Annotated in this window: 24 protein-coding genes and 4 tRNA genes; 13 read left to right on the forward strand and 15 right to left on the reverse strand. The window is 66.3% G+C overall.

Annotated elements, in window-relative coordinates:
* Positions 1-23: 23 nt before the first annotated feature.
* Positions 24-782: a L,D-transpeptidase gene (locus tag ACZY08_RS23800; RefSeq protein ID WP_463747236.1), complete on the forward strand. Its 759-nt coding sequence runs from the start codon at positions 24-26 to the stop codon at positions 780-782.
* Positions 783-871: 89 nt separating this feature from the next.
* Here the strand turns inward: ACZY08_RS23800 and ACZY08_RS23805 are convergent, their stop codons facing one another.
* A complete protein-coding gene (locus tag ACZY08_RS23805; RefSeq protein ID WP_463747073.1) occupies positions 872-1,411 on the reverse strand; it encodes a hypothetical protein in 540 nt (179 codons plus the stop codon).
* Between the two features lie 171 nt (positions 1,412-1,582).
* Between ACZY08_RS23805 and ACZY08_RS23810 the strand changes: the two genes are divergently transcribed.
* Both ACZY08_RS23810 and ACZY08_RS23815 read left to right on the forward strand, forming a co-directional pair.
* Entirely contained in the window at positions 1,583-1,867 is a 285-nt protein-coding gene (locus ACZY08_RS23810) for a hypothetical protein (protein ID WP_463747072.1), read from the forward strand.
* Positions 1,867-2,379: a glycine-rich domain-containing protein gene (locus ACZY08_RS23815; protein ID WP_463747071.1), complete on the forward strand. Its 513-nt coding sequence runs from the start codon at positions 1,867-1,869 to the stop codon at positions 2,377-2,379. Before ACZY08_RS23810 ends, ACZY08_RS23815 begins: the two co-directional genes overlap by 1 nt.
* 86 nt (positions 2,380-2,465) lie before the next feature.
* On the opposite strand, the gene ACZY08_RS23820 is transcribed toward ACZY08_RS23815, so the two are convergent.
* From ACZY08_RS23820 to ACZY08_RS23830, 3 genes are all read right to left on the reverse strand, one after another.
* A tRNA-Phe gene (locus ACZY08_RS23820) sits at positions 2,466-2,539 on the reverse strand.
* Positions 2,540-2,580: 41 nt separating this feature from the next.
* A tRNA-Asp gene (locus ACZY08_RS23825) sits at positions 2,581-2,657 on the reverse strand.
* Positions 2,658-2,692: 35 nt separating this feature from the next.
* Positions 2,693-2,765: transfer RNA gene (locus ACZY08_RS23830), tRNA-Glu, on the reverse strand.
* Between the two features lie 135 nt (positions 2,766-2,900).
* On the opposite strand from ACZY08_RS23830, the gene ACZY08_RS23835 reads away from it, so the two are divergent.
* Positions 2,901-2,976, forward strand: a tRNA-Lys gene (locus ACZY08_RS23835).
* Positions 2,977-3,008: 32 nt separating this feature from the next.
* Here ACZY08_RS23835 and ACZY08_RS23840 read toward each other — a convergent pair.
* Positions 3,009-3,374 (reverse strand): group I truncated hemoglobin, encoded by a 366-nt coding sequence (locus tag ACZY08_RS23840; RefSeq protein WP_463747070.1) that lies wholly within the window; start codon positions 3,372-3,374, stop codon positions 3,009-3,011.
* 202 nt (positions 3,375-3,576) lie between these two features.
* Here ACZY08_RS23840 and ACZY08_RS23845 point away from each other — a divergent pair, with 202 nt between their 5' ends.
* Complete coding sequence (locus ACZY08_RS23845) at positions 3,577-3,933, forward strand: DUF732 domain-containing protein (RefSeq protein ID WP_463747069.1); 357 nt, start codon at positions 3,577-3,579, stop codon at positions 3,931-3,933.
* 10 nt (positions 3,934-3,943) lie between these two features.
* Here ACZY08_RS23845 and ACZY08_RS23850 read toward each other — a convergent pair whose 3' ends face one another.
* The gene (locus tag ACZY08_RS23850; protein ID WP_463747068.1) at positions 3,944-4,954 is read right to left on the reverse strand and encodes an oxygenase MpaB family protein; all 1,011 of its coding nucleotides are present in this window, start codon (positions 4,952-4,954) and stop codon (positions 3,944-3,946) included.
* Between the two features lie 82 nt (positions 4,955-5,036).
* Here ACZY08_RS23850 and ACZY08_RS23855 point away from each other — a divergent pair, with 82 nt between their 5' ends.
* Positions 5,037-5,621: a TetR/AcrR family transcriptional regulator gene (locus tag ACZY08_RS23855; protein ID WP_463747067.1), complete on the forward strand. Its 585-nt coding sequence runs from the start codon at positions 5,037-5,039 to the stop codon at positions 5,619-5,621.
* Between the two features lie 21 nt (positions 5,622-5,642).
* Here ACZY08_RS23855 and ACZY08_RS23860 read toward each other — a convergent pair whose 3' ends face one another.
* A complete protein-coding gene (locus ACZY08_RS23860; protein ID WP_463747066.1) occupies positions 5,643-6,047 on the reverse strand; it encodes a hypothetical protein in 405 nt (134 codons plus the stop codon).
* A gap of 209 nt (positions 6,048-6,256) precedes the next feature.
* The gene (locus tag ACZY08_RS23865) at positions 6,257-6,715 is read right to left on the reverse strand and encodes a hypothetical protein (RefSeq protein WP_463747065.1); all 459 of its coding nucleotides are present in this window, start codon (positions 6,713-6,715) and stop codon (positions 6,257-6,259) included.
* Between the two features lie 191 nt (positions 6,716-6,906).
* Between ACZY08_RS23865 and ACZY08_RS23870 the strand changes: the two genes are divergently transcribed.
* The 4 genes from ACZY08_RS23870 to phoU all read left to right on the forward strand — a co-directional run bounded on the left by ACZY08_RS23870 (position 6,907) and on the right by phoU (position 12,378).
* Positions 6,907-7,911, forward strand: coding sequence for an acyl-ACP desaturase (locus tag ACZY08_RS23870; protein WP_463747064.1), 1,005 nt, complete (start codon positions 6,907-6,909; stop codon positions 7,909-7,911).
* Positions 7,908-9,092, forward strand: a complete 1,185-nt coding sequence (dusB, locus tag ACZY08_RS23875; RefSeq protein WP_463747063.1) for a tRNA dihydrouridine synthase DusB — start codon at positions 7,908-7,910, stop codon at positions 9,090-9,092. Before ACZY08_RS23870 ends, dusB begins: the two co-directional genes overlap by 4 nt.
* Before the next feature lie 235 nt (positions 9,093-9,327).
* The gene (locus tag ACZY08_RS23880) at positions 9,328-11,628 is read left to right on the forward strand and encodes an LCP family protein (protein WP_463747062.1); all 2,301 of its coding nucleotides are present in this window, start codon (positions 9,328-9,330) and stop codon (positions 11,626-11,628) included.
* Positions 11,629-11,712: 84 nt separating this feature from the next.
* The gene (gene phoU / locus ACZY08_RS23885) at positions 11,713-12,378 is read left to right on the forward strand and encodes a phosphate signaling complex protein PhoU (RefSeq protein WP_463747061.1); all 666 of its coding nucleotides are present in this window, start codon (positions 11,713-11,715) and stop codon (positions 12,376-12,378) included.
* Between the two features lie 3 nt (positions 12,379-12,381).
* Here the strand turns inward: phoU and ACZY08_RS23890 are convergent, their stop codons facing one another.
* Positions 12,382-12,900, reverse strand: coding sequence for a MarR family winged helix-turn-helix transcriptional regulator (locus tag ACZY08_RS23890; RefSeq protein ID WP_463747060.1), 519 nt, complete (start codon positions 12,898-12,900; stop codon positions 12,382-12,384).
* 81 nt (positions 12,901-12,981) lie between these two features.
* Between ACZY08_RS23890 and ACZY08_RS23895 the strand changes: the two genes are divergently transcribed.
* Positions 12,982-13,956: a quinone oxidoreductase family protein gene (locus tag ACZY08_RS23895; RefSeq protein ID WP_463747059.1), complete on the forward strand. Its 975-nt coding sequence runs from the start codon at positions 12,982-12,984 to the stop codon at positions 13,954-13,956.
* A gap of 78 nt (positions 13,957-14,034) precedes the next feature.
* Here the strand turns inward: ACZY08_RS23895 and pstB are convergent, their stop codons facing one another.
* From pstB to ACZY08_RS23925, 6 genes are all read right to left on the reverse strand, one after another.
* Positions 14,035-14,811, reverse strand: a complete 777-nt coding sequence (gene pstB, locus ACZY08_RS23900; protein ID WP_003884662.1) for a phosphate ABC transporter ATP-binding protein PstB — start codon at positions 14,809-14,811, stop codon at positions 14,035-14,037.
* Between the two features lie 9 nt (positions 14,812-14,820).
* Positions 14,821-15,735 (reverse strand): phosphate ABC transporter permease PstA, encoded by a 915-nt coding sequence (gene pstA, locus ACZY08_RS23905; RefSeq protein WP_463747058.1) that lies wholly within the window; start codon positions 15,733-15,735, stop codon positions 14,821-14,823.
* Positions 15,736-15,766: 31 nt separating this feature from the next.
* Positions 15,767-16,819, reverse strand: a complete 1,053-nt coding sequence (pstC, locus tag ACZY08_RS23910; RefSeq protein WP_463747057.1) for a phosphate ABC transporter permease subunit PstC — start codon at positions 16,817-16,819, stop codon at positions 15,767-15,769.
* 54 nt (positions 16,820-16,873) lie between these two features.
* Positions 16,874-18,001 carry a phosphate ABC transporter substrate-binding protein PstS gene (pstS, locus tag ACZY08_RS23915; protein ID WP_463747056.1) on the reverse strand — a complete coding sequence of 376 codons (1,128 nt, stop codon included), beginning with the start codon at positions 17,999-18,001 and terminating at the stop codon, positions 16,874-16,876.
* A 121-nt stretch (positions 18,002-18,122) separates the two neighbouring features.
* The gene (gene mshD, locus ACZY08_RS23920; RefSeq protein ID WP_463747055.1) at positions 18,123-19,001 is read right to left on the reverse strand and encodes a mycothiol synthase; all 879 of its coding nucleotides are present in this window, start codon (positions 18,999-19,001) and stop codon (positions 18,123-18,125) included.
* Positions 18,998-19,804 carry a winged helix-turn-helix transcriptional regulator gene (locus tag ACZY08_RS23925; protein WP_463747054.1) on the reverse strand — a complete coding sequence of 269 codons (807 nt, stop codon included), beginning with the start codon at positions 19,802-19,804 and terminating at the stop codon, positions 18,998-19,000. The genes mshD and ACZY08_RS23925 overlap by 4 nt, the downstream gene beginning before the upstream one ends.
* A 162-nt stretch (positions 19,805-19,966) precedes the next feature.
* Here ACZY08_RS23925 and lmeA point away from each other — a divergent pair, with 162 nt between their 5' ends.
* Positions 19,967-20,782: a mannan chain length control protein LmeA gene (lmeA, locus tag ACZY08_RS23930; RefSeq protein ID WP_463747053.1), complete on the forward strand. Its 816-nt coding sequence runs from the start codon at positions 19,967-19,969 to the stop codon at positions 20,780-20,782.
* A complete protein-coding gene (locus tag ACZY08_RS23935; protein ID WP_463747052.1) occupies positions 20,779-21,201 on the forward strand; it encodes a thioredoxin family protein in 423 nt (140 codons plus the stop codon). Before lmeA ends, ACZY08_RS23935 begins: the two co-directional genes overlap by 4 nt.
* Positions 21,202-21,204: the final 3 nt, after the last annotated feature.

The raw sequence follows: 21,204 nt of genomic DNA on the forward strand, positions 1-21,204 counted from the left end.
TGAAAGCAGCCGGAGCGGCTTCGATGGTGGGCTGTGCGTTGGTGTTGGGTGCTGGTGCCGCGCAGGCGGATCCGGCGCCGTTCGAGCCGCCGAGGCTCGTGCCGGCCGACGGCGCGACCGTCGGTGTGGCTCAACCGATCATCATCAACTTCCCGGGCCCCGTGGACGATGCCGGTGCCACCGAGAACGCCATCCACATCTCGTCAGTCCCCGAGGTGCCCGGCAAGTTCTACTGGATGACCCCCACGCAGCTGCGCTGGCGTCCGCTGAGCTTCTGGCCCGCGCACACCGCGGTCACCGTCGACGCCGCCGGCACGGTGTCCAACTTCAACACCGGGGACACGCTGGTGGCCACGGCCAACGACGCCACCCACCAACTGACCGTCACCCGCAACGGGACCGTGGAGAAAACCATCCCGATGTCGATGGGTATGGCATCTGGCGGCCACCAGACTCCGAACGGCACCTTCTACGTTCAGGAGAAGATGCCCTCGGTGGTCATGGATTCGTCGACCTATGGTGTTCCGGTCAACTCGCCGAACGGATACAAGTTGACCGTCGATCTGGCCGTCCGGTTCGACGACAGCGGCGACTTCGTGCACAGCGCACCGTGGTCGGTGGCCGATCAGGGTAAGCGCAACGTCAGCCACGGCTGCATCAACATCAGCCCCGCCAACGCCAAGTGGTTCTTCGACAACTTCAATGCCGGCGATCCCATCGTCGTTCAGAACTCGACCGGCACCTACACCCGCCACGACGGTTCCAACGACTGGCAGCTCTGAGTTCCACGGCGGGACCGTTCTGACGATCGATGTCAGTAGCGCGGCTCACAAGCGGCCGCAAAAGCCGGGGCAGCATGTCCAAAGCCCGGTCATGCCGGGTCCTCCCGGCCGCCGATGCCTGCGAACCGCACAAACTGGATGTCGTCCAGGTCGTCGGGATCGTGGTTGGTGTGGCGAAAGACCACGACCTGCCCGACATGCACGTCAGCGTCTGCCGGGTAGTTGTGGCTGTAGAGCCGCCGGTGGATCTTCTCCTGTCCGGTTAAGTCGGCGCTGATCACGAGCGTGAACGTATCGAATCCGCCGATCTCCGAAGACGGTTCCTGGTTCCGGAACTCGACCATGCCGGCGGACTTGTAGCCGGCGGCGAACCTCGCCACGCGGACACGGTCCTGGGCTTCGGTCTCCAGGAATGCACCGACGACAAGGAGCGCGAGGCCTACCCAGATCGTCCAGACGAGAACAGGGAAGACGCTGTCGTCGCCGGCAACCTGCTGCACCAGTAGGGCGATCCCCAACGTGGCGAACGGGAGCGCGATACCGACGAGTGCCATCCCAGCGGCCAGGTTCTGTATCCGTGACCAACGGCGGATACGCGCCCGGAGCTCCTGAACGGTCGCAGTGCTCATGTCAGACATAGTTTCCCGCAACCGCTGCTACCGATCACAAGGACGTCGGCCCCGAGCGCAACCAGTAGGGCTACTCGCGGCGGGTACGACACCGGAGTTGGGATCGGTAGCGCTGCGGCGTGTGGTCCGCTTCGTCCCGTAACGACGTAGACGCGACGGGAGGACGAGATCATGTGGTGGATGATTCCGGTGGTGGTCATCGCGTTCGATGTGGCGCTCTTCGCGATCTTCGCAACCGTCAAACGGCGGCGGCTTCGTGGGCTTGGGCCTGCCCGCCGCGGGAGGTTCGGGTCTGTTGCCGGCGCCGGCGGAGCTGCCATCTGGGCGACCGGTGCCGACTCCGGTTTCGGCGACGGAAGCCATCCGGGCCACTCGGGTTGCGGTGGTGGCCACAGCGGCTGCGGCGGTGGAAGCAGTTGTGGCGGTGGCGGTGGCGGCTGCGGCGGTGGCTGCTGATGATCGCGCTGCGCAAGGCCGGCGCCCGACACCGTGCCGCCGGGCAGGTGATCGCCGAACTGGAGTTTCCGGAGGCGGTGTTCAAGACCTGCCCCTGGCAGGGTGAACTCGTCGAAACCGGCCTCCGACAGTGGCTTCGATGCTGCGCGGTGGCGCTGCGCGACGGTCAGACCATCGGGATGCCCTCGCGTGCAGTCGATGAAGCCTGGCACGGCCTGATCCTGTGCACCGTCCGCTATGCGGCGTTCTGTGACGCCGCCTACGGACAGTTCCTGCACCACCATCCCGAGGGCGGTGCGCCGCCTGCCGTCGCAGCGGTCGGCGAGTGCATGGATGAACAGTTGCGCCGCACCGTCATCGCTTGGTCCATGGTCGCTGAGCCGGGTGAACGGTGCGTCCTGTGGGATCTGGACTCTCGTCTCGGACTCGATGAGCCATGGGGCATCGCTGCGGACCGGGTCGCGGCCATCGACGCGGCGCTCACCGGCCGCCCGCGATCCTCACGGCGGTGAGGGCGGCGCCGGGACTGGTCATCGGGGGCCTCGCGGCAATATCTCCAGATACAGAAAAACCCACCGTTGCCAGTGGGTTCTCTCAGTGGCCAGGGCCGGGATCGAACCGGCGACCTTCCGCTTTTCAGGCGGACGCTCGTACCAACTGAGCTACCTGGCCGGAAGGCCGTCGGCCTACTAGACCGAAGTACCTCGCCGTGATGGCGACCCTGACGGGACTCGAACCCGCGACCTCCGCCGTGACAGGGCGGCGCGCTAACCAACTGCGCCACAGGGCCTTACTTTCAAGCATGCTCCGCGTTGCCGCGTTGCGTACCCCCAACGGGATTCGAACCCGTGCTACCGCCGTGAAAGGGCGGCGTCCTAGGCCACTAGACGATGGGGGCCTAATCCGAATCTCTCCGGGGTACTCGTCAACCTCGTTCGTTGGGAGCTTCGATAGCTTAGGGTACAGATGCCCGAATCCTCAAACCCGGTGGTCGCAACACCAATTTCAGTCATCTTGTACCCTGTCTTCTCGCGCCCCTATAGCTCAGTTGGTAGAGCTACGGACTTTTAATCCGCAGGTCGTAGGTTCGAGCCCTACTGGGGGCACCAAACACCCGCCGCAAGGCGGGTCACGGTGCGGTTCACGCGCTCCGTGCGGTCGCAATCTCGTCGGCCAGCGGAGCGATCGCGGCGATGATCTGTCCGACGATCGGCTCGGGCACTCCGGCACCGACAAGGCTGTCGGAGAGATGGCCGGCCACCAGGTTGAAGTGATGCATGGCGATGCCGCGGCCCTGATGAACCTGACGCATCGGTGCACCGCTGTACGACACTGGGCCGCCCAATGCCGCGGCGAAGAACTCGACCTGCTTGCCCTTGAGCCTGGCCATGTTGGTTCCGGTGAAGAAGGCCGCCAGCTCTTCGTCCGCCAGTACCCGCCGATAGAAGTCCTCCACGACGGTCTCCAGTGCCTCGGCGCCGCCGATCTGGTCATAGATGGTCGTCATGGCGCCAGCCTCGCCCTACGTCGTTGCCACCCAGTTTCGAGCGCGTAGCCGATCTGCTACGGCCGCCGACGCATCACGGGCCACACCCGTTTATCGTTGTACGCGGGGTCGGACGGCCCAACGTGAAAGAGATCGCGAGATTGCCGAGAAATCTCGCCATCAAGTTCACGTTCGGGGGCGACAGCATGAAGGAGTCAGCAGCATGTTCTCCCGGCGCCTGAGCACTCGGGCCATGGCCACCGCGATCGGTGCTGCCGCGCTGGCGGCCGGCGCCGCATTCGGGGTCGCACCCGCCCACGCGGACGCTCAGGACGATCAGTTCTTCACCATCGTCAAGGACCTGAACATCCCGACCACTTCCGCCGAGGAGGCCGGCCAGGTCGGGCGCGGAGTCTGTGACGCGCTCACAAAGGGCAAGATCGAGCCCGCACGCACGGTGCGCGGAGTCATCAGTCAACTGATGAATCAGGCGAGCATCGACAAACACCAGGCCGCGAATCTGGTCCGGGGCGCAGTCAAGGTCTACTGCCCGCAGAACGCCCCGTTCGTGGGGCGTTGAGGCAGCCCGTTCAGACCTTCGGGCAGTAGTGCATCCCGTTGTCGCGGTGGCCAATTGGCGGCAGGTTGCGGGCCGGGGTGTGCACCAACGGGGCGTCCGCCGGGATACGGCCGGTGACGCGATCCCACGCGCTGCGCGCCCGCGGATGCATGCGGTGGCGACGCGGCACCAACGTGAACACCCTGCCAATCACCTTGCCCAACAAGCGATGCACCTTCTCGTCGCGCTCAGACCACGTGTAGCCCATCAGCTCGCGCACTGCCGGGTGGTACAGACCGACGGTGAACCACACGAACAACGGGTGCACCACGTACTTGCGCTGCAGCGCCCACATCCAGTCGGGCATCTTCGACGCGAACGGCGGCTTGGGCAGCTCGGACAGATCCAACACATCGCGGACTGCCTTGTTGTTCTCCAACACATTGCGGCACATGTGATCCCAGTAGACCTGGAAGTCCTCCCAGGTTTCCGGCACGGGGCGCATGCTCATGCCGTACATCGAGTACCACTGCTTGTGCTCCTCGAACAGTTGCCGCTTGTCAGCCTCGGAGATCCCGCCCGCGAGCCGGTCCGCCACGATGATCGTGCCGACGAAGAACGTCGAATGCGCCCAGTAGAAGACCTCGGGATTCAACGCGTGGTAGCGGCGCCCCTGAGCGTCAACCCCTTTGATGCCGACGTGGTAGTCGCGAACCTCGGCACCGGTCGCCGGCGCGCGGTCGCCGTCGAACACGACGCCGCCGATCGGATACAGCGAGCGCAGCAAGCGGGGCCAGCGCTCCTGAAAGAAGATCGAGTGCTCCTCGACGGCCGCACCGAGTTGCGGGTGCATGTTCTGCATGGAGCCGGCCCATGGGCCTTGCAGCATCCCACGCCAGTCGCCGAAGTACTTCCACGTCAGCGAATCGGGCCCCAGCGGCATCGGCGGCGCCTCATACCCGCCCGGCGCGGCTGGGCAACCCGCTGCCACAGCGGCGGAACCGCTGGTCACCGGGCATGTCTCAGAAGTATCTTGTGTCACAGGTGCGCTTTCTGCCGGCAGAACGAAAGGTCGGAGTTTCAATTGTGACTACACACGTTGTCATCGGAGCTTAGGAGTAGATGTGCCATCCGGTCAACGACGCGGCCGATGGTCGGGCGTTCCACTGCAGGAACGCGCGGCCCGTCGTCGCGACGAACTGATCGCAGCAGGGGTCGCCCTGCTGGGCAAAGCCGAGGGTCCGGCCCTGACGGTCCGTGCGGTCTGCCGTGCGGCCGAACTCACGGAACGATACTTCTACGAGAGTTTCACCGACCGCGACACGTTCGTCCGGGCCGTCTACGACGACGTCTGCGCCCGCGCGATGTCCGCGCTGACCACGGCGGCCACTCCCCGCGACGCGGTCGAGCGATTCGTCGCGCTGATGGTGGACGATCCCACCCAGGGCCGCGTGCTGCTACTGGCCCCGGAATCCGAACCGGTGCTGACCCGCTCGGGCGCGGAGTGGATGCCCAACTTCATCGGCCTGCTGCAGCGCAAACTGACCAGCATCGCCGACCCGGTGCGCCAAACCATGGTCGCCACCAGCCTGATCGGAGCGCTGACCGCGTTGTTCAGTGCGTACCTCGACGAGAGGCTGCCCGCCAGCCGCGAACAGTTCATCGACTACTGCGTCGACATGCTGCTCGGGCGCATCGGCAGTTTCTGAGCCGACCCCCCTCAGGCCCCGCTACTCGTCAGGGGTGCTGGCCTCGGCGATCGGCTCCTGCTCGGCGGCTGCGGCCTCATCTTCGGCAGCCTTGGCCTCACGTCCGGCCGGGGTGGCGATCGACGCGCCGGGGTGAGTCTCGGTGGCATGGTCACCGTCGCAGTTGAGCGCCACTTGCGTCACGTCTTCGCGGTATTCGAAATAGGTGTCGGAAGTCTGCGGCACCAACTGACGCACCGTCCAGGCGTTGGTGACGATGCACTCATCACGCGGCAGACGGCTGCCGACGCTCACAGCAACGTGGGCCGTGCCGCCGCCATCCTCGATGGCACTGACCGCGTCACTGTATGTCTGCCCCACGACGTCCGGCGCCGCAAGGGCCGCCCCCGCACCGACCACAGCGAACGCAAAACCTGCCGCGGACATAGCAATAACGCTTCCGCACCCGATCGCGATCTTCATCTGGCCCGACCTTCCCCATCCGGCGATCTCTCCCGGAGAGGTGGGGCGACGGCACCCTCGGCCGTTCGTGTCAGCAACCCCGCGGTCCGTGACCAGGTGTCACGGCAAACACTCTTTGGGAGCTGACCCGGATTTTAGTCGGTGTCGGGGCTCATGACCAGGACAAACGCGCCTTACTCGTCAGGGGTGCTGACCTCGGCGAGCTGCGCTTCCTCTTCCGCTGCAGCCTGGGCCGCGGCGAGCTGCGCTTCCTGCTTCGCGGCGGCCTCATCTTCGGTAGCCTTTGCCTCACGGCCGGCCGGGCTGGCGACCGAGGCGCCCGGGTGGTTGGCGGTGGCATGGTCACCGTCACAGTTCAGGGCCACCATGACCTCGCCGTCGGCGTGGCTGCCGTCGCGGACGAACGGGGCATCCCACGCGTTGGTGACGATGCAATCGCCCTGGGACAGCTTGCTGCCCACGGTGACCGCGACCTTGGCACTGGAACCGCTATCCTCGATCGCGCTCGAGGCGTCCGAGTAGGTCTGTCCCACCACGTCAGGGGCGGCAGCCGCGACGCCGGCACCGAACAGCAGGGATATGGCCGCACCGGTGGCAACTGCGGCTCCGGCACCGACGACAAGCTTTTTCACGTGTGCCCAACCTCCGAGCGTGGGTATCCGACAGATGTTCGTGCGGATCGTACCGTCGTTATCCGCACGGCGCAGGGCTCGTCAAATACGGGCGGGGCAACTTGATGTCACTGAGTTACACAGATATATTGACTGCTACCAACAGGTACAGATAACTGAGCGTCCCACGGACGCGAGGAGGGCGAGGGCACATGTCGCAGGAATACACAGACCTGCAGCTTCTGCACGAACTCGAGCCTGTCGTTGAATCCAGCATCAACCGCCACATGCGGATGCGTAAGGACTGGAATCCGCACGACTACATCCCGTGGTCGGACGGCAAGAACTACTACGCGCTCGGCGGGCAGGACTGGGAGCCGGGGCAGTCCAAGCTGTCCGAGGTCGCCCGCACGGCGATGATCCAGAACCTGCTCACCGAGGACAATCTGCCCTCGTATCACCGCGAGATCGCGATGAACATGGGCATGGACGGCGCCTGGGGCCAGTGGGTCAACCGCTGGACCGCCGAGGAGAACCGCCACGGCATCGCCCTGCGCGACTACCTCGTCGTCACCCGTGCCATCGACCCCGTCGAGCTCGAGGAGCTCCGCGTCGAACAGGTCACCCGTGGCTTCTCCCCCGGCCAGAACCAGCAGGGCGACCTCTTCGCCGAGAGCCTGTTCGACTCGGTGATGTACGTGTCGTTCCAGGAGCTGGCCACCCGCGTCAGCCACCGCAACACCGGCAAGGCCTGCGACGACCCTATCGCCGACCAGTTGCTGCAGCGCGTCTCCGCCGACGAGAACCTGCACATGATCTTCTACCGCGACGTGTCCGCGGCCGGCCTCGACATCGCGCCCAACCAGGCGATGGGCTCCTTGCACCGAGTGTTGGACAACTTCAAGATGCCCGGTTACACGGTGCCCGACTTCCGCCGTAAAGCCGTCATCATCGCCGTCGGCGGCGTCTACGACCCGCGCATCCACCTGGACGACGTGGTGATGCCCATCCTGCGCAAGTGGCGCATCCTCGAGCGTGAGGACTTCACCGGCGAGGGCGCCCGACTGCGTGACGACATCGGCCGCATCATCGAGGAGCTCGAAGACGCCTGCGACAAGTTCGAGGTCGCCAAGGAGCGTCGCCTCGAGCGCGAGCGCAAGGTGGCCGAGAAGAAGGCCATGAAGAACCTGCTGGTGTCGTCCTCGTCGACTGCATGACTCTGACGGCCCCACCCCCTGCAACGGCAGCGCCGGCCCGATCCCAATTGCGGATCGGGCCGTTCGCGTTGCCCAGCCCGGTCGTTCTCGCCCCGATGGCCGGGGTGACCAATGTGGCGTTCCGCACACTGTGCCGCGAGCTCGAGATCGCCCGCGCCGGAACCGTCAGCGGGCTCTATGTGTGCGAGATGGTCACCGCGCGGGCCCTGGTCGAGCGGCATCCGGTGACCATGCACATGACGACCTTCGGCCCCGACGAATCACCGCGGTCGCTGCAGCTCTACACCGTGGACCCGGAAACCACCTACCTCGCGGCGAAGATGATCGCCGACGAGGGCATGGCTGACCACATCGACATGAATTTCGGCTGCCCGGTGCCCAAGGTCACCAAGCGTGGCGGCGGATCGGCATTGCCCTACAAGCGGCGGCTGTTCGGCCAGATCGTGGCCGCTGCCGTCCGCGGGACCGAGGGCACCGATATTCCGGTGACGGTGAAGTTCCGGATCGGCATCGACGACGCCCATCACACGCACCTGGACGCCGGGCGGATCGCTGCCGAGGAGGGCGCGGCAGCCCTGGCACTGCATGCCCGCACCGCCGCGCAACGCTACTCGGGCACGGCTGACTGGGATCAGATCGCCGCGCTGAAGGCTCATGTCACCGGCATCCCGGTGCTGGGCAACGGTGACATCTTCGAAGCCGACGACGCGCTCGCGATGATGGCCGCGACGGGCTGCGACGGCGTGGTGATCGGCCGGGGCTGCCTGGGCCGGCCGTGGCTGTTCGCCGAGCTCTCGGCAGCCTTCAACGGCCGTCCCGCTGCTGCCCCGCCGAACCTTGGCGAGGTCGCCGACATCGTGCGCCGCCACGGCGAGCTGCTCACCGAGCACTTCGGCGAGGACAAGGCCATGCGTGACATCCGCAAGCACGTGGCCTGGTACATGCACGGGTTCCCGGCCGGCGCCGACCTGCGACGTGGGCTGGCTCTGGTCAAGACGCGTCGGGAACTCGACGAACTGTTGGGGCAACTGGATGGCGATGCCCCGTTCCCGCCCGCGGCCACCGGTCCCCGGGGACGCCAGGGATCGGCCGCCTCGGTGTCCCTGCCCGAAGGATGGCTCGATGATCCTGACGACTGCGCGGTGCCGGCCGGGGCCGATGTGATGCATTCCGGAGGCTGACCTGCACTCGCTCCGAGATGACATCGAGACGGCCCTGTCACCGGGTTGGGTCTAGCTCAGTCCCAGGATGCGTCAGTACGATGAAAACCTTGCCGCGGCCGGCTCAAGTAGCCAGTCCGGCACAGTGCTGCTAGAAGAGATGAGGAGAAAACCTCAGCAGCACCCATTTACGCCGCAGGAACGATGCGCACCGACGCGCACGCACTAGTTCGAAGAGTCGGAGGCCGGTAAGGACATGAGTGACGGTGATAACGCCACTCCCGGCCGTCGGCGCCGCCTCCCAGAGGACTCGTCGGACAACCAATGGATTACCCGATCCCGGGAGCCTTTGCCAGGCGCCGCGCCGTGGGAACGCCAGGATGCGCCGTCACCCGACGATTCACCCCTCGATGAGCCCACCGGCAGCCACGCCGACGGGGTAACTGTCGCCGATCTGATCGCCAAGATCGCCGGGACCGGATCCGTGCCGAACCGCCACCGGCTGATACCTGACGATCCGGAGCCCGCACCAGAGCCTGAGCCGTCCCATGCGTGGGACCCGGAGCCTGCCCCGGCACACGCCTGGGACCCGGAGCCAGAGCCGCTGCCGGAGCCAGAACCAGAACCAGAACCAGCGCCGGCATATGCACCCGCGTATGTCCGCCCGCGGGTACCCGACCCGACCGACGTGATCGAAGCGTTGCGGATCGACCCCGAGGTCGACGAACCCCAGGATTCCCTCGAGGTCGAAGAGTTCCCCGAATCTTTCGAGGAACCTTTCGCGGACTCGCCGGATCACCGCGAGATCGACGCTGCGAACACCGATGTATTGCCGGCTGTGGCGGTCTACGAGTACGACGCACCCGAAGCACGCCCGACATGGCGCGTCCGCCAGACGCCGGACGATGAGCACGATCCCGCCGACACCGACGAGATCGAGAAGGTGCGGCCGGCGATCAACCGCCGGGTGATGCTGGCCGGACGCGCTGCCGCGGCAATGCTCGCGGTCCTCACTCTCGTGCTGACCGGCGGGGCGTGGCAGTGGCAGAGCTCGAAGAACGACAGTCTCAACAAGGTGGCTGCGCTCGACCTCAATTCGCGCGACATCGTCGACCCCAACTCGCAGTTCGGTGACGAGAACTTTCTGATCGTCGGCACCGACAGCCGGTTCGGCGAAAACGGAGGTATGGGCGCCGGCGGCACCGAGGACGCCGGCGGCGCCCGGTCCGACACCATCATGCTGGTCAACATCCCGGCCGACCGGCGGCGTGTTGTCGCCGTGTCGTTCCCGCGTGACCTCTCGATCACCCCGATGAAGTGCGAACCTTGGAACCCGGAGTCGGCGACCTACGGTCCGCTGTACGACGAGGAGACCGAGACCTACGGCCCGGACGAGATCTACACCGAGTCCAAGCTGAACTCGGCGTTCGCCTTCGGCGGTCCGAAATGCCTGGTGAAGGTGATCCAGAAGCTGTCCGGCCTGTCCATCAACCGGTTCATGGCCGTCGATTTCGCCGGCTTCTCGAAGATGGTCGACGCACTCGGCGGGATAGAGGTGTGCAGCACCACCCCGTTGGAGGACTATGAGCTGGGCACTGTGCTGGCCAACGCCGGTCGTCAGACGGTCGACGGCCACACCGCGCTGAACTACGTGCGAGCTCGCCAGGTCACCACCGAGTACAACGGGGACTACGGCCGCATCAAACGACAGCAGCTGTTCCTCTCCTCGCTGCTGCGGACCCTGATCTCCCGGGACACCTTCTTCTCGCTGAACAAGCTGAACAACGTGGTCAACATGTTCATCAGCGACAGCTTCGTCGACAACATCAGGACCAAGGACCTCGTCGACCTCGGACAGTCGGTCCAGGGTGTGAACGCGGGCCGGATCACCTTCGTGACCGTGCCGACCGTCGGTTACGCCGACGAATACGGCAACGAGGTCCCGCGCACCGACGACATGCGTTCCCTGTTCGACGCGATCATCAACGACGACCCCCTGCCGGGCGAGAAGAATCCGGACAACACCCCGGTGCCCGGCACCCCGGAATCGGCGACGTCGTCGGTCCAGGCTGCCGCCCCCTCGGAGACGCCGCAGTCGACGGCACCCGCGCCTGCACCCGCCGCGACGGACAGCGGTGAAATGGTCAACGCCGTCACCACCGAACCGCAGCAGGTCACGGTGCAGGTGTCGAACTCGACGGGCCAGAGCGGCCTGGCCAACACCGCGGCCACCGAACTGCAGGAACACGGCTTCAACGTCAACACCCCCGATGACTACCCGAGCACCCTCCCGGCGACCACGGTGTTCTTCTCCCCCGGCAACGAGGAGGCGGCCGCGACCGTCGCCAGCTCCTTCACCAACCCGACCATCGAGCGGGTGACGGGCATGGGCGACGTTATCCAGGTGGTACTGGGTTCCGATTTCTACACGGTGAACGCCCCGTCCCCGAGCGGGTCGGAAGTGCAGGTGCACGTGCTGAAGGGCACCGGCGCCAGCCCGACGCACCTTCCCGAGGACCTGACCGTCACCAACGCCGCCGACACCACCTGCGAATAGTCTGGTGATCCGGGCGGACGGCATTCACCGTTCGTTCATCGTTGCATCGTGACGACACGGCCATCGACCGCTTAATCTTGCAGGATGCGTACCCAATACCACGAGAAGTTGCATTCACTCACGGACCAACTCGGCGCGATGTGCGAGTTGGCGGGTACCGCAATGGAGCGCGCCACCCAGGCGCTGCTGCAGGCCGATCTGGCCCTCGCCGAACAGGTCATCAGCGATCACGATCAAATGAGCACGCTGAGCACCCAGGCCGAGGAGTCGGCGTTCGTGCTGCTCGCGCTGCAGGCGCCGGTTGCCGGTGATCTGCGCTCGGTGGTGGGGTCGATCCAAATCGTGGCCGACGTGGACCGGATGGGCGCGCTGGCGCTGCATGTGGCCAAGATCGCGCGCCGCCGCCATCCTCAGCATGTGTTGCCCGAGGAAGTGAACGGGTACTTCGCCGAGATGGGCCGGGTTGCCGTCGAGCTGGGCCATGCCGCCCGCGAGGTGCTGCTCACCCAGGATCCGGAGAAGGCCGCCCGCATCCAGGAGGAAGACGATGCGATGGACGACCTGCATCGCCACCTGTTCTCGGTGCTGATGGACCGGGAGTGGAAGCACGGTGTGACCGCTGCCGTGGACGTGACATTGTTGAGCCGCTTCTACGAGCGCTTCGCCGACCACGCTGTCGAGGTGGCCCGCCGGGTCATCTTCCAGGTCACCGGTTCCTACCCGGAAGACGAGTCGGTTTCCTCGAAGTAGGGCTCAGGACCGGCCGGCAGGCGGCACGAGGCGGACCCCGTCCTTGTGCGCGCCGGCCAGGTCCCCGAGGATCTTCACCAGTACCTGCAGGTCCGCGCCGCTGTAGCGCAGCAGGAACTCGCGGATCCCGCGGTTCATCTCCTCGTGCAGTTGCCGGTGCACATCGACGACGAGTTCGCCGTCGGAGGTCAGGCCGAGCTCGATCTCTTTGCGGTTGCCGGGTACGGGCGTACGCACCACGAGGCCGGCCTCGACCAGCCGCTGTACGTGCTTGGACACCGTGCCCTTGAGCCGGCCGGACCGTGCCGCCAGCCTGACCACGCTGACAGGGCCGTCGGCGATCTCCGCCAGCAGGTGCATCGACGACGTGGGTAGCGTCCGCACGGCCTGCTGCAGCCGCTGTGGGCAGCCGGCGGCCATGAAGTCGCGCTCCGCGTCGCCGTCCCCGTCGTTGCCGAGCCGGTCGGACACGGTGGCCATGAGCCCGGTGACGGCGTCGATCAGCTCCGGTTTGGTTTTCACGGAAACCATATTGCCACCGACGGCCGTCCTGCGTAGATTGTTTCCATAGAAACCATCTCTAGGGAAACCAAAGGAGTCGACATGCTGGCAGCACTGGTGACCGAATGGGGCAGGCACCCCGTCTACACCGACGTACCTGAGCCCCAGCCGCGCGACGGCGCCGAGGTGGCGGCCGTCGAAGCATCGGCCCTGACCAACCTCACCCGTGCGCTGGTGTCAGGAAAGCACTACGCCAGCAAGGAAGTTCAGCTCCCTGCCATCCCCGGAGTGGACGGTGTCGCCCGTCTCGCCGACGGCCGCCGCATTTACACCGGAGCACTCGGATACTCGGGAATGATGGCGCAGCGCGCACTCGTCGACCCGCACGCCGGCGTCGAGATCCCCGCACACGTCGACTCGGTGACCGCCGCTGCCCTGCCCAACCCGGGCATCTCGGCCTGGAGCGCACTGTCGCACGCCGCAGCGGTCAAACCCGGCGATCACGTCCTGGTACTGGGGGCCACCGGCGTAACCGGTTCGATGGCAGTGCAATTGGCCACCGCCGTGTTCGGCGCCGAGACGGTGGTGGCCGCCGGCCGCAACACCGAACGGCTGGAGTGGCTGCGGTCGGCCGGCGCCCACGCCACCATCGCCCTCGGCGAGCAGGACCTGGGCGCGCAGGTCGCCGAAATGCATGCCAGGCGCCCATTCGACGCGGTACTCGATTACCTGTGGGGCGAGCCCGCCGCCCAGGTCCTCACCGCACTGGCCGCCAGCCACCCTGCCGCGCACTATCACCCGACCCGGTTCGTGCAGATCGGGTCGATGACGGGATCGACCCTGCCGCTCGATGCCGGGGTTCTGCGCGGTACCGGGATCACCCTCTGCGGCGTCGGGATCGGCAGTATCCCGCCCGAGGTGTTGGTCCGGGCGCGCGCCGAGGCGCTGCCCCGACTGTTTGCGATGGTCGCCGAGGGACAGCTCGAATTACGCACCCAGGCAAGACCATTGGCCGAGGTAGCCGAGGCCTGGGCCGGTTCTGAACCCTCGGGCACCCGCGTGGTGCTGACGCCCTAATTTCTTCCGCGAGCAGACACAAACCTGCCCTGTTTCCATGGAAACTGGGCAGGTTTGTGTCTGCTCGCGGGGAAAGTGTCAGCCGAAGCGGCCGGAGATGTAGTCCTCGGTCGCTTTCTGGGTGGGGTTGGAGAAGATCTTCTCGGTGTCGTCGATCTCGATCAGCTTGCCGGGTTTACCGGTGGCCTCCAGATTGAAGAATGCGGTCTGATCGCTCACCCGGGCGGCCTGCTGCATGTTGTGCGTGACGATGACGATCGTGAAATCCTGCTTGAGCGTGGAGATCAGATCTTCGATGGCCAGCGTGGAGATCGGGTCGAGCGCCGAGCAGGGCTCGTCCATCAGCAGCACGTCGGGCTGTACCGCGATCGCGCGGGCGATGCACAACCGCTGCTGCTGACCACCCGACAAGCCACCACCGGGCTTGTCCAGACGGTCCTTGACCTCGTTCCAGAGGTTGGCGCCGCGCAGCGAGCGCTCCGCCACCTCGTCGAGCGTCTTCTTGTTGCGCACGCCCTGCAGCTTCAGCCCGGCCACCACGTTGTCACGAATCGACATGGTGGGGAATGGGTTCGGACGCTGGAACACCATGCCGATGGTCTTGCGCACACCCACCGGGTCCACGCCGGCGCCGTAGATGTCCTCGCCGTCGAGCAGCACCGAACCCTCGACGCGGGCCCCGGGGATCACCTCGTGCATGCGGTTCAGCGTTCGCAGCACCGTCGATTTACCGCAACCCGACGGGCCGATGAAAGCCATCACACTGCGAGGCTGCACCGACAGCGAAACCTCGGATACGGCATGGAACGCGCCGTAGTAGATGTTGACGTCCTTGAGATCCAGCCGCTTGGCCATGGATAGCTCCTACACCTTCTTGGGGGAAAAGAGTTTGGCGACCGCGCGAGCGCCGACATTGAGCAGGGCGATCAGCAGGATCAGCGTCAGCGCCGCGCCCCACAGCCGGTCGGTGGGCACCGGGTTGGCGCCTGCCCCTGCCGAGATCTGGTCGTACATCATTCCCGGCAGCGATCCCATGAACCCGCCGAACATGTCGAAGTTCATCGCCTGGGCGTAGCCGACGAGAATCAGCAGCGGCGCGGTCTCACCCATCACGCGGGCCAGTGACAGCATGATTCCGGTGACGATGCCCGACAAGGCCGTCGGGATCACGATTCGGGCGATGGTCTTCCATTTCGGCACGCCCAGCGCATAACTCGCCTCACGCAGATCCATGGGGACGATGCGCAGCATCTCCTCGGTGGCCCGCACGATCACCGGAATCATCAGCAGCACCAACGACAGTGACACCGCAAACCCGGACCGGCCGAACCCGAGCGTGGCCACCCACAACGCGTAGATGAACAGCGCGGCAACGATCGAGGGCACGCCGGTGAGGATGTCCACCATGAACGTGGTGACCTTGCCCAGCCGGGTACCACCGCCGTACTCGACCAGGTACACGCCCACCATCACGCCGATCGGGATGGAGATCAGCGAGCACACGAGGCCCTGCAGCAAGGTGCCGACGATCGCGTGGTACGCACCTCCACCGACGACGAACGTCGTCATCCCGGCCTGGGAATTGGTGAACCACGTGGCTGAGCTCAATGCGGCCCAGCCCCGGACGATCACCGAGTACAGCACCCAAACCAGGGGCACCAAGGCGACCAGCAATGACAGGGTCACCAAAACCGTGGCGAGGTGGTTGGTCAGCTTGCGGCGCAGACTCACGCCCTGGAACGCGGGCGCCTTGACCGGCCGCTCGAGTGTGGAGGTCATCTGTGCTGTCTCCTCTTCGCGCAAGCGCTCATCAGCGCCCCTTTCCCGACACCGCGGCGCGGGCCAATGAGTTCACCACGAAGGTCAGGATGAACAGCACCAGGCCGGCGGCAATGTAGGCGCCCGCCTTGTACTGATCGTTGAATTCGCTTGCAGTGGCAGCGATCTTGCTCGCGAAGGTGTAGCCGCCGTCGAACAGCGACCAACCGAACGCGGTCTGGGTGCCGCGCAGGATGATCAGCAGGGCGATGGTCTCACCGAGCGCGCGCCCCAGACCGAGCATCGCGCCACTGACGTAGCCGGACAACCCGAAGGGCAGCACCGTCGTGCGCACCACTTCCCAGCGGGTGGCGCCGAGCGCCAGCGCGGCCTCGATCTGGCCCCGCGGGGTCTGGGTGAACACCTCGCGGGTCACCGCGGTGATGATCGGCAGGATCATCACCGCCAACACGATTCCCGCGGTGAAGATGGTGCCGCCACCGGCCACCGAGGCAGTGCCCGTCTTGAACAGGAACAGCCAGCTCATGTTCGTATTGAGCCACACTGCAAAAGGTTTGATCGCCGGCGCGAGTACGTACAGACCCCAGACGCCGTAGACGATCGACGGCACGGCGGCCAGCAGGTCCACCAGATAGCCCAGCGGGCCCGCCAGTCGCCGCGACGAGTACTGGGTGAGATAGATCGCGATACCCAGGGCCACCGGCATCGCCAGCACCAGGGCGAACAGGGAGACGAACACTGTCACCTGCAGCAGATCGAAGATGCCGAAATGCATCGCGGAGGTGTCGGTGGTGATCCAGTTGCCGCCGTAGAGGAAGAAGTTCTCCTCGTTACGGGCCAACGCGGGAATCGCGCGCCACAGCAGGAACACCCCGATCGCCGCGATCAGCGCGACGATCAGGATGCCCGAGCCCTCGGCGAGCGCACGGAAAATTCGGTCGCCGAGGCGAACCTTGGCTCCCTTGGACGGATCGGTGGAGATAGGCGCCGGCTCGGGGTGGGGGGACGCGAGCGTCTCCCCCGACCCCGAATCAGCTGGATTCGGCGTTGTCACTATTGTCCCGTCGGGGCCCCTGGTCGTCATGCGGTCGGTAAATCCATCCTCGCCCAAATCCGTCCTCTAAAGCCAGTCCGGCTACTAAGCGATGGCCTCGACCGAGGTCAGCAGGCGCTGCTTGAACTCGTCGGGGAGCGCGATGTATCCGGCCTGCGACAGGCTGGCCTGGCCCTCATTGGCGGCGACGGTCAGGAAGGACTTGACGGCGGCGGCGGTGTCGGCGTCGTACCCCTTGGAGCAAACGATCTCGTAGGTGGCCAGCACGAGCGGGTAGACGCCGGCTTCCTTCGAGGCGTACAGCGCGTTCAGGTCGAGCACGAGGTCCTTGCCCTCGCCCTTGAACGTGGCGGCGCCGACAGCCTTGGTGGTCGACTGGTCATCCAGTGCGACTGCACCGGCACCGCTGTCGATCTGGGCGTAGGGCAGACCGGCCGCGGCGGCCGGGCTCTTCTCGACGTAGCCGATCGAGCCGGGGGTGGCCTGCACGGCCTGCACCACACCGGAGGACTTCTGCGCGCCTTCACCGGCACCGCCCTGGAACTCCTTGCCCGCACCCTTGGTCCAGGTCTGCGGCGCGGCCGCGGCCAGGTACTTCTGGAAGTTGTCGGTGGTGCCCGAGGAATCCGACCGGTAGATCGGCTTGATGTCCAGGTCCGGCAGAGTGGTGCCGGCGTTCAGCGCGGCCACCGCCGGATCGTTCCACTTCTTGATCTGGCCCTGGAAGATCTTGGCGAGCACGTCGGGGTTCACGACCAGCTTGTCGACACCCTCGACGTTGTAGGCCAGCGCAACCGGGCCGAAGACCAGCGGCAGGTTCCAGGCCTCGTTGCCACCACAGCGCGCGGCGGCCTTGGCGACCTGATCGTCCTTGAGCGCCGAGTCGGAGCCGGCGAAGTCGACCTGCTTGGCGATGAACTGATCCACGCCCGCGCCCGATCCGGTCGGGTTGTAAGCCAGATTCTTGCCGGAGCAGACCTGGCCCCACACCTTGTTGAATTCAGCGATCGCGTTCTGCTGCGCGGTCGAGCCCTCGCCCGTCAGAGAGTTCTTGCCGCCGCACTCCGCCGACGAGGCCGAGCCGGTGCCCGAGGCTGCCGAACTCGTGCCGGCAGCGTTGTTGTCGCTGCCGCACGCGGTCAGCGTGAGTGCCGCGATCGCCGTCGCGGAAAGCGCCACACCGAACGGCTTGCCAATGCTGATGAGCTTCACTTGTCCCACTTTCAATTGACGGCTTCGAACTCTCCGGCAACGTATTCGGCCCCAATGGACGGCTCACGGACAGCAGGTGAATCGGCAGTGAATAGGTTCAGCGTGTCCACAGCTAAACGGGTTAACCGGCGGAGTACGCCACGTCGACGCCGAACACCTCGAAACCCAAGTTTCGGTAGGTCGCCACGGCCGCCGAGTTATCTGCCTCGACGTAAAGTAGCACCGTCGGCAGAGACCGCGCGGCGAGGTGGTGCAGACCGACCAGGGTCAGCACCGATCCCAGTCCCCGGCCCTGTGCCGCCGGGTCGACGCCGACGACGTACACCTCGCCGAGGTTGCCGTCATGGACCTTCGTCCAGTGGAAGCCCAGCAGTTGTCCGGTGTGTTCGTCGACCGCCTCGAAGAGTCCATCGGGGTCGAACCACGGCTCGCTCCGCCGTTCGACGATTTCCTGGCCGGTCCAGCCGCCCTGTTCCGGATGCCAGGCGAAGGCTGCATTGTTGACCCGCAGGATCTCGGCGTCGTCCTGGGGTCCGGCATAGGTACGGATCCGCACGCCCTCGGCGGTGCGCAGCGGCGGCAGGTCGGTCAACGGGCGACGCATCTGCAGCAGTTCGCGAACCACTTTGAGGTCCAGCGCGGCGGCCAGCGCACGGGCCGCCTCGAGGTTGCCGTGTGCCCAGATGCGCGTGCCTGCCGGGCCCTCGGCGAGTCCCGCACGGGCCAGCGCCGCACCGACACCGTGCCGTCGGGCGTCGGGGTGCACCACCAGTTCAGCCATCGCCGGGTCATCGTCGTCGGCCGGGGCCAGGTTCAGGTACCCGACGAGATCTGCACCCTCGGTCGCCAGCAGGTGGCGCGTCCGGTCATGGCCGAGCGCGCGCAGTACCTGATCGCCGACCGGGGCCACGCCGTCGGCTGCGGTCGCTGCGGCGATGAGTGCACGGATCCCGGCCTGTTCGGCTTCGGACAGCCCGGTGCGCCAGTCGAGTTCGGTCACTGGCCGGGCAGCCTCCCGGCCAACGGCTCGTCCGCCTCGTCGGTCGCCGGGTCGTAGTCGTCGTCGTGGTCGGCCTGCGCAGCTTCGGCGGCGGCGGTGGCGCCGCCGCTCGCCTCGGCGGCAGGTGTGCGGCCGCGTGACGGGCGCACCGCCTTGTATCCGACGTTGCGCACGGTGCCGATCAGCGATTCGTACTCGGGGCCGAGCTTGGCGCGCAGACGGCGGACGTGGACGTCGACGGTGCGGGTACCGCCGAAGAAGTCGTAGCCCCACACCTCCTGCAACAGCTGCGCACGGGTGAAGACCCGCCCGGCGTGCTGCGCGAGGTATTTGAGCAGCTCGAATTCCTTGTAGGTGAGATCGAGGGGTCGCCCCCGCAGACGCGCGGTGTAGGTGCCCTCGTCGATCGCGAGTTCACCGAGGGCGATCTTGCCGACGTTCTCCTGGTTGGCCCCGCCGGCACGCCGGCCGACCAATAGCCGCAGACGGGCATCGATCTCGGCCGGGCCGGTACTGGGCAGCAGGATCTCGTCGAGGCCCCATTCGTGGTTGACCGCCACCAACCCGCCCTCGTTGATCACCGCGACGACCGGGACGGACGTGCCCGTCGTTCCCAGTAGCCGGCACAGGCCGCGCGCGGCCGCGAGATCGGTCCGGGCGTCGACGATCGCCACGTCGGCGCTGCCTGCCTCCAGCAGCGAGGACACCTCGGTCGGTGCGGTGCGCACAGTGTGCGCCAGCAGGGTCAGGGAGGGCAGCACCGACTCGGGATGCGGGTCGACGGTCAGTAGCAGCAGATCCAAGGGGGTCCTCCGGCGCGCCGGCAATCACTTCCCACGATCGCCCGGACCACGATGTCCACACGGTCGATTCATGACTGACATGTAGCCGTTACCGGCTTTTGTGATCTAACGATAACGCCTCACCTGCTGATCAGCCGCGCCGAGCGCCTCGATCCGACGGCCGTGGGCCACAATGTGGCGGTGCGCAAACTGCTGATCGGGCTCACCGCGACCGTGACCGCGCTCATCGTCGGGGTCGTCGGCGCCGATTTCGGCTCCGCGATCTACGCCGAGTACCGACTGGCTCGCAACGTCCGCACCGCCGCGGGACTGAACTGGGACCCGTGGGTCGCGATCCTCGGTTTCCCGTTCCTCACCCAGGTCCGCCACCATCGATACAAAGAGATCGAGATCCGTGCCGCCGGTGTCGACCACCCGGTAGTCGGCAAGGCCTCGCTGGAGGCCACCCTGCACGGCATCGACACAACCCATTCGTCGTGGCTGATCCCGCCCGACGCGAAACTGCCCGTCACGAAGGCCGAGAGCCGCATCATCATCGATTCCACCCACATCGGCCGGTACATGGGCATCGATGACCTGCTGGTGGAGGCCCCCTCGCGGGAGACCAACGACGCCACCGGGGGCACCACCGAGTCCGGCATCTCCAGCAGCCAGGGGCTGGTGTTCACCGGGACCCCCAAGGGCTCCGGGCTGGACAAGCGGGTCAGTGTCTCGGTCGACCTGTCCTTCGCCGACCGGGACGACACCACCCTGGTCCTGACCGCGACCGGGATCCTGACCGGCCCCGGAACCGCTGACGAGCCGGTACCCGACGAGAAGACCGCAGCGGTGCTGGCCGAGTTCAGCCACACCATCAGCGGACAGAAACTGCCGTTCGGGATCGCCCCGACCACCGCTGGTGCCCGTGGCTCCGACGTGATCATCGAGGGCATCGCCTCGGGAGTAACCGTCGACCTGGCGGGGTTCAGACAGGCATGAGCTCTTCGATGGTGCTGGCGATCGTGGTGCTGATCGCCGCGCTCGGGGTGGCCTACGTGATCGGTCGCCTGATCACCCTGCGCGCCGGCCTGATCAGGGCGGGCGAAGAGGCCGCCGACATCGACACCAGTGGCCTCGGATTGTCCGACACCGGTCCGACGGTGCTGCACTTCACGGCCGAATGGTGCGGGCCCTGCGCCGCGGTCCGTCGTGTCGTGGACCAGGTCTGTGCCGGGCTGCCCGAGGTTGCCCACGTCGAAATCGACATGGACGCCAATCCCGAAGCCGCCCGGCGGCTTTCGGTACTGTCGCTGCCCACCACGATCATCTTCGATATCCACGGACGGCCCCGATACCGCACCAGCGGGGTCCCCAAGGCCGCTGACCTGCACTCGGCGCTGGAACCGCTGTTGGCTTGACTC

Source organism: Mycobacterium sp. IDUB_9 (assembly GCF_055419505.1).

Bases quoted from the DNA above. Each gene is read 5' to 3' on its own strand.
- pstB (WP_003884662.1), bottom strand. From the start codon at position 14,811: ATGGCCAAGCGGCTGGATCTCAAGGACGTCAACATCTACTACGGCGCG.
- phoU (WP_463747061.1), top strand. From the start codon at position 11,713: ATGCGTACCCAATACCACGAGAAGTTGCATTCACTCACGGACCAACTC.
- pstA (WP_463747058.1), bottom strand. From the start codon at position 15,735: ATGACCTCCACACTCGAGCGGCCGGTCAAGGCGCCCGCGTTCCAGGGC.
- ACZY08_RS23860 (WP_463747066.1), bottom strand. From the start codon at position 6,047: ATGTCCGCGGCAGGTTTTGCGTTCGCTGTGGTCGGTGCGGGGGCGGCC.
- ACZY08_RS23840 (WP_463747070.1), bottom strand. From the start codon at position 3,374: ATGACGACCATCTATGACCAGATCGGCGGCGCCGAGGCACTGGAGACC.
- ACZY08_RS23800 (WP_463747236.1), top strand. From the start codon at position 24: ATGGTGGGCTGTGCGTTGGTGTTGGGTGCTGGTGCCGCGCAGGCGGAT.
- ACZY08_RS23895 (WP_463747059.1), top strand. From the start codon at position 12,982: ATGCTGGCAGCACTGGTGACCGAATGGGGCAGGCACCCCGTCTACACC.
- ACZY08_RS23805 (WP_463747073.1), bottom strand. From the start codon at position 1,411: ATGAGCACTGCGACCGTTCAGGAGCTCCGGGCGCGTATCCGCCGTTGG.
- pstC (WP_463747057.1), bottom strand. From the start codon at position 16,819: ATGACGACCAGGGGCCCCGACGGGACAATAGTGACAACGCCGAATCCA.
- ACZY08_RS23845 (WP_463747069.1), top strand. From the start codon at position 3,577: ATGTTCTCCCGGCGCCTGAGCACTCGGGCCATGGCCACCGCGATCGGT.
- dusB (WP_463747063.1), top strand. From the start codon at position 7,908: ATGACTCTGACGGCCCCACCCCCTGCAACGGCAGCGCCGGCCCGATCC.
- ACZY08_RS23810 (WP_463747072.1), top strand. From the start codon at position 1,583: ATGTGGTGGATGATTCCGGTGGTGGTCATCGCGTTCGATGTGGCGCTC.
- ACZY08_RS23880 (WP_463747062.1), top strand. From the start codon at position 9,328: ATGAGTGACGGTGATAACGCCACTCCCGGCCGTCGGCGCCGCCTCCCA.
- ACZY08_RS23815 (WP_463747071.1), top strand. From the start codon at position 1,867: ATGATCGCGCTGCGCAAGGCCGGCGCCCGACACCGTGCCGCCGGGCAG.
- ACZY08_RS23870 (WP_463747064.1), top strand. From the start codon at position 6,907: ATGTCGCAGGAATACACAGACCTGCAGCTTCTGCACGAACTCGAGCCT.
- ACZY08_RS23935 (WP_463747052.1), top strand. From the start codon at position 20,779: ATGAGCTCTTCGATGGTGCTGGCGATCGTGGTGCTGATCGCCGCGCTC.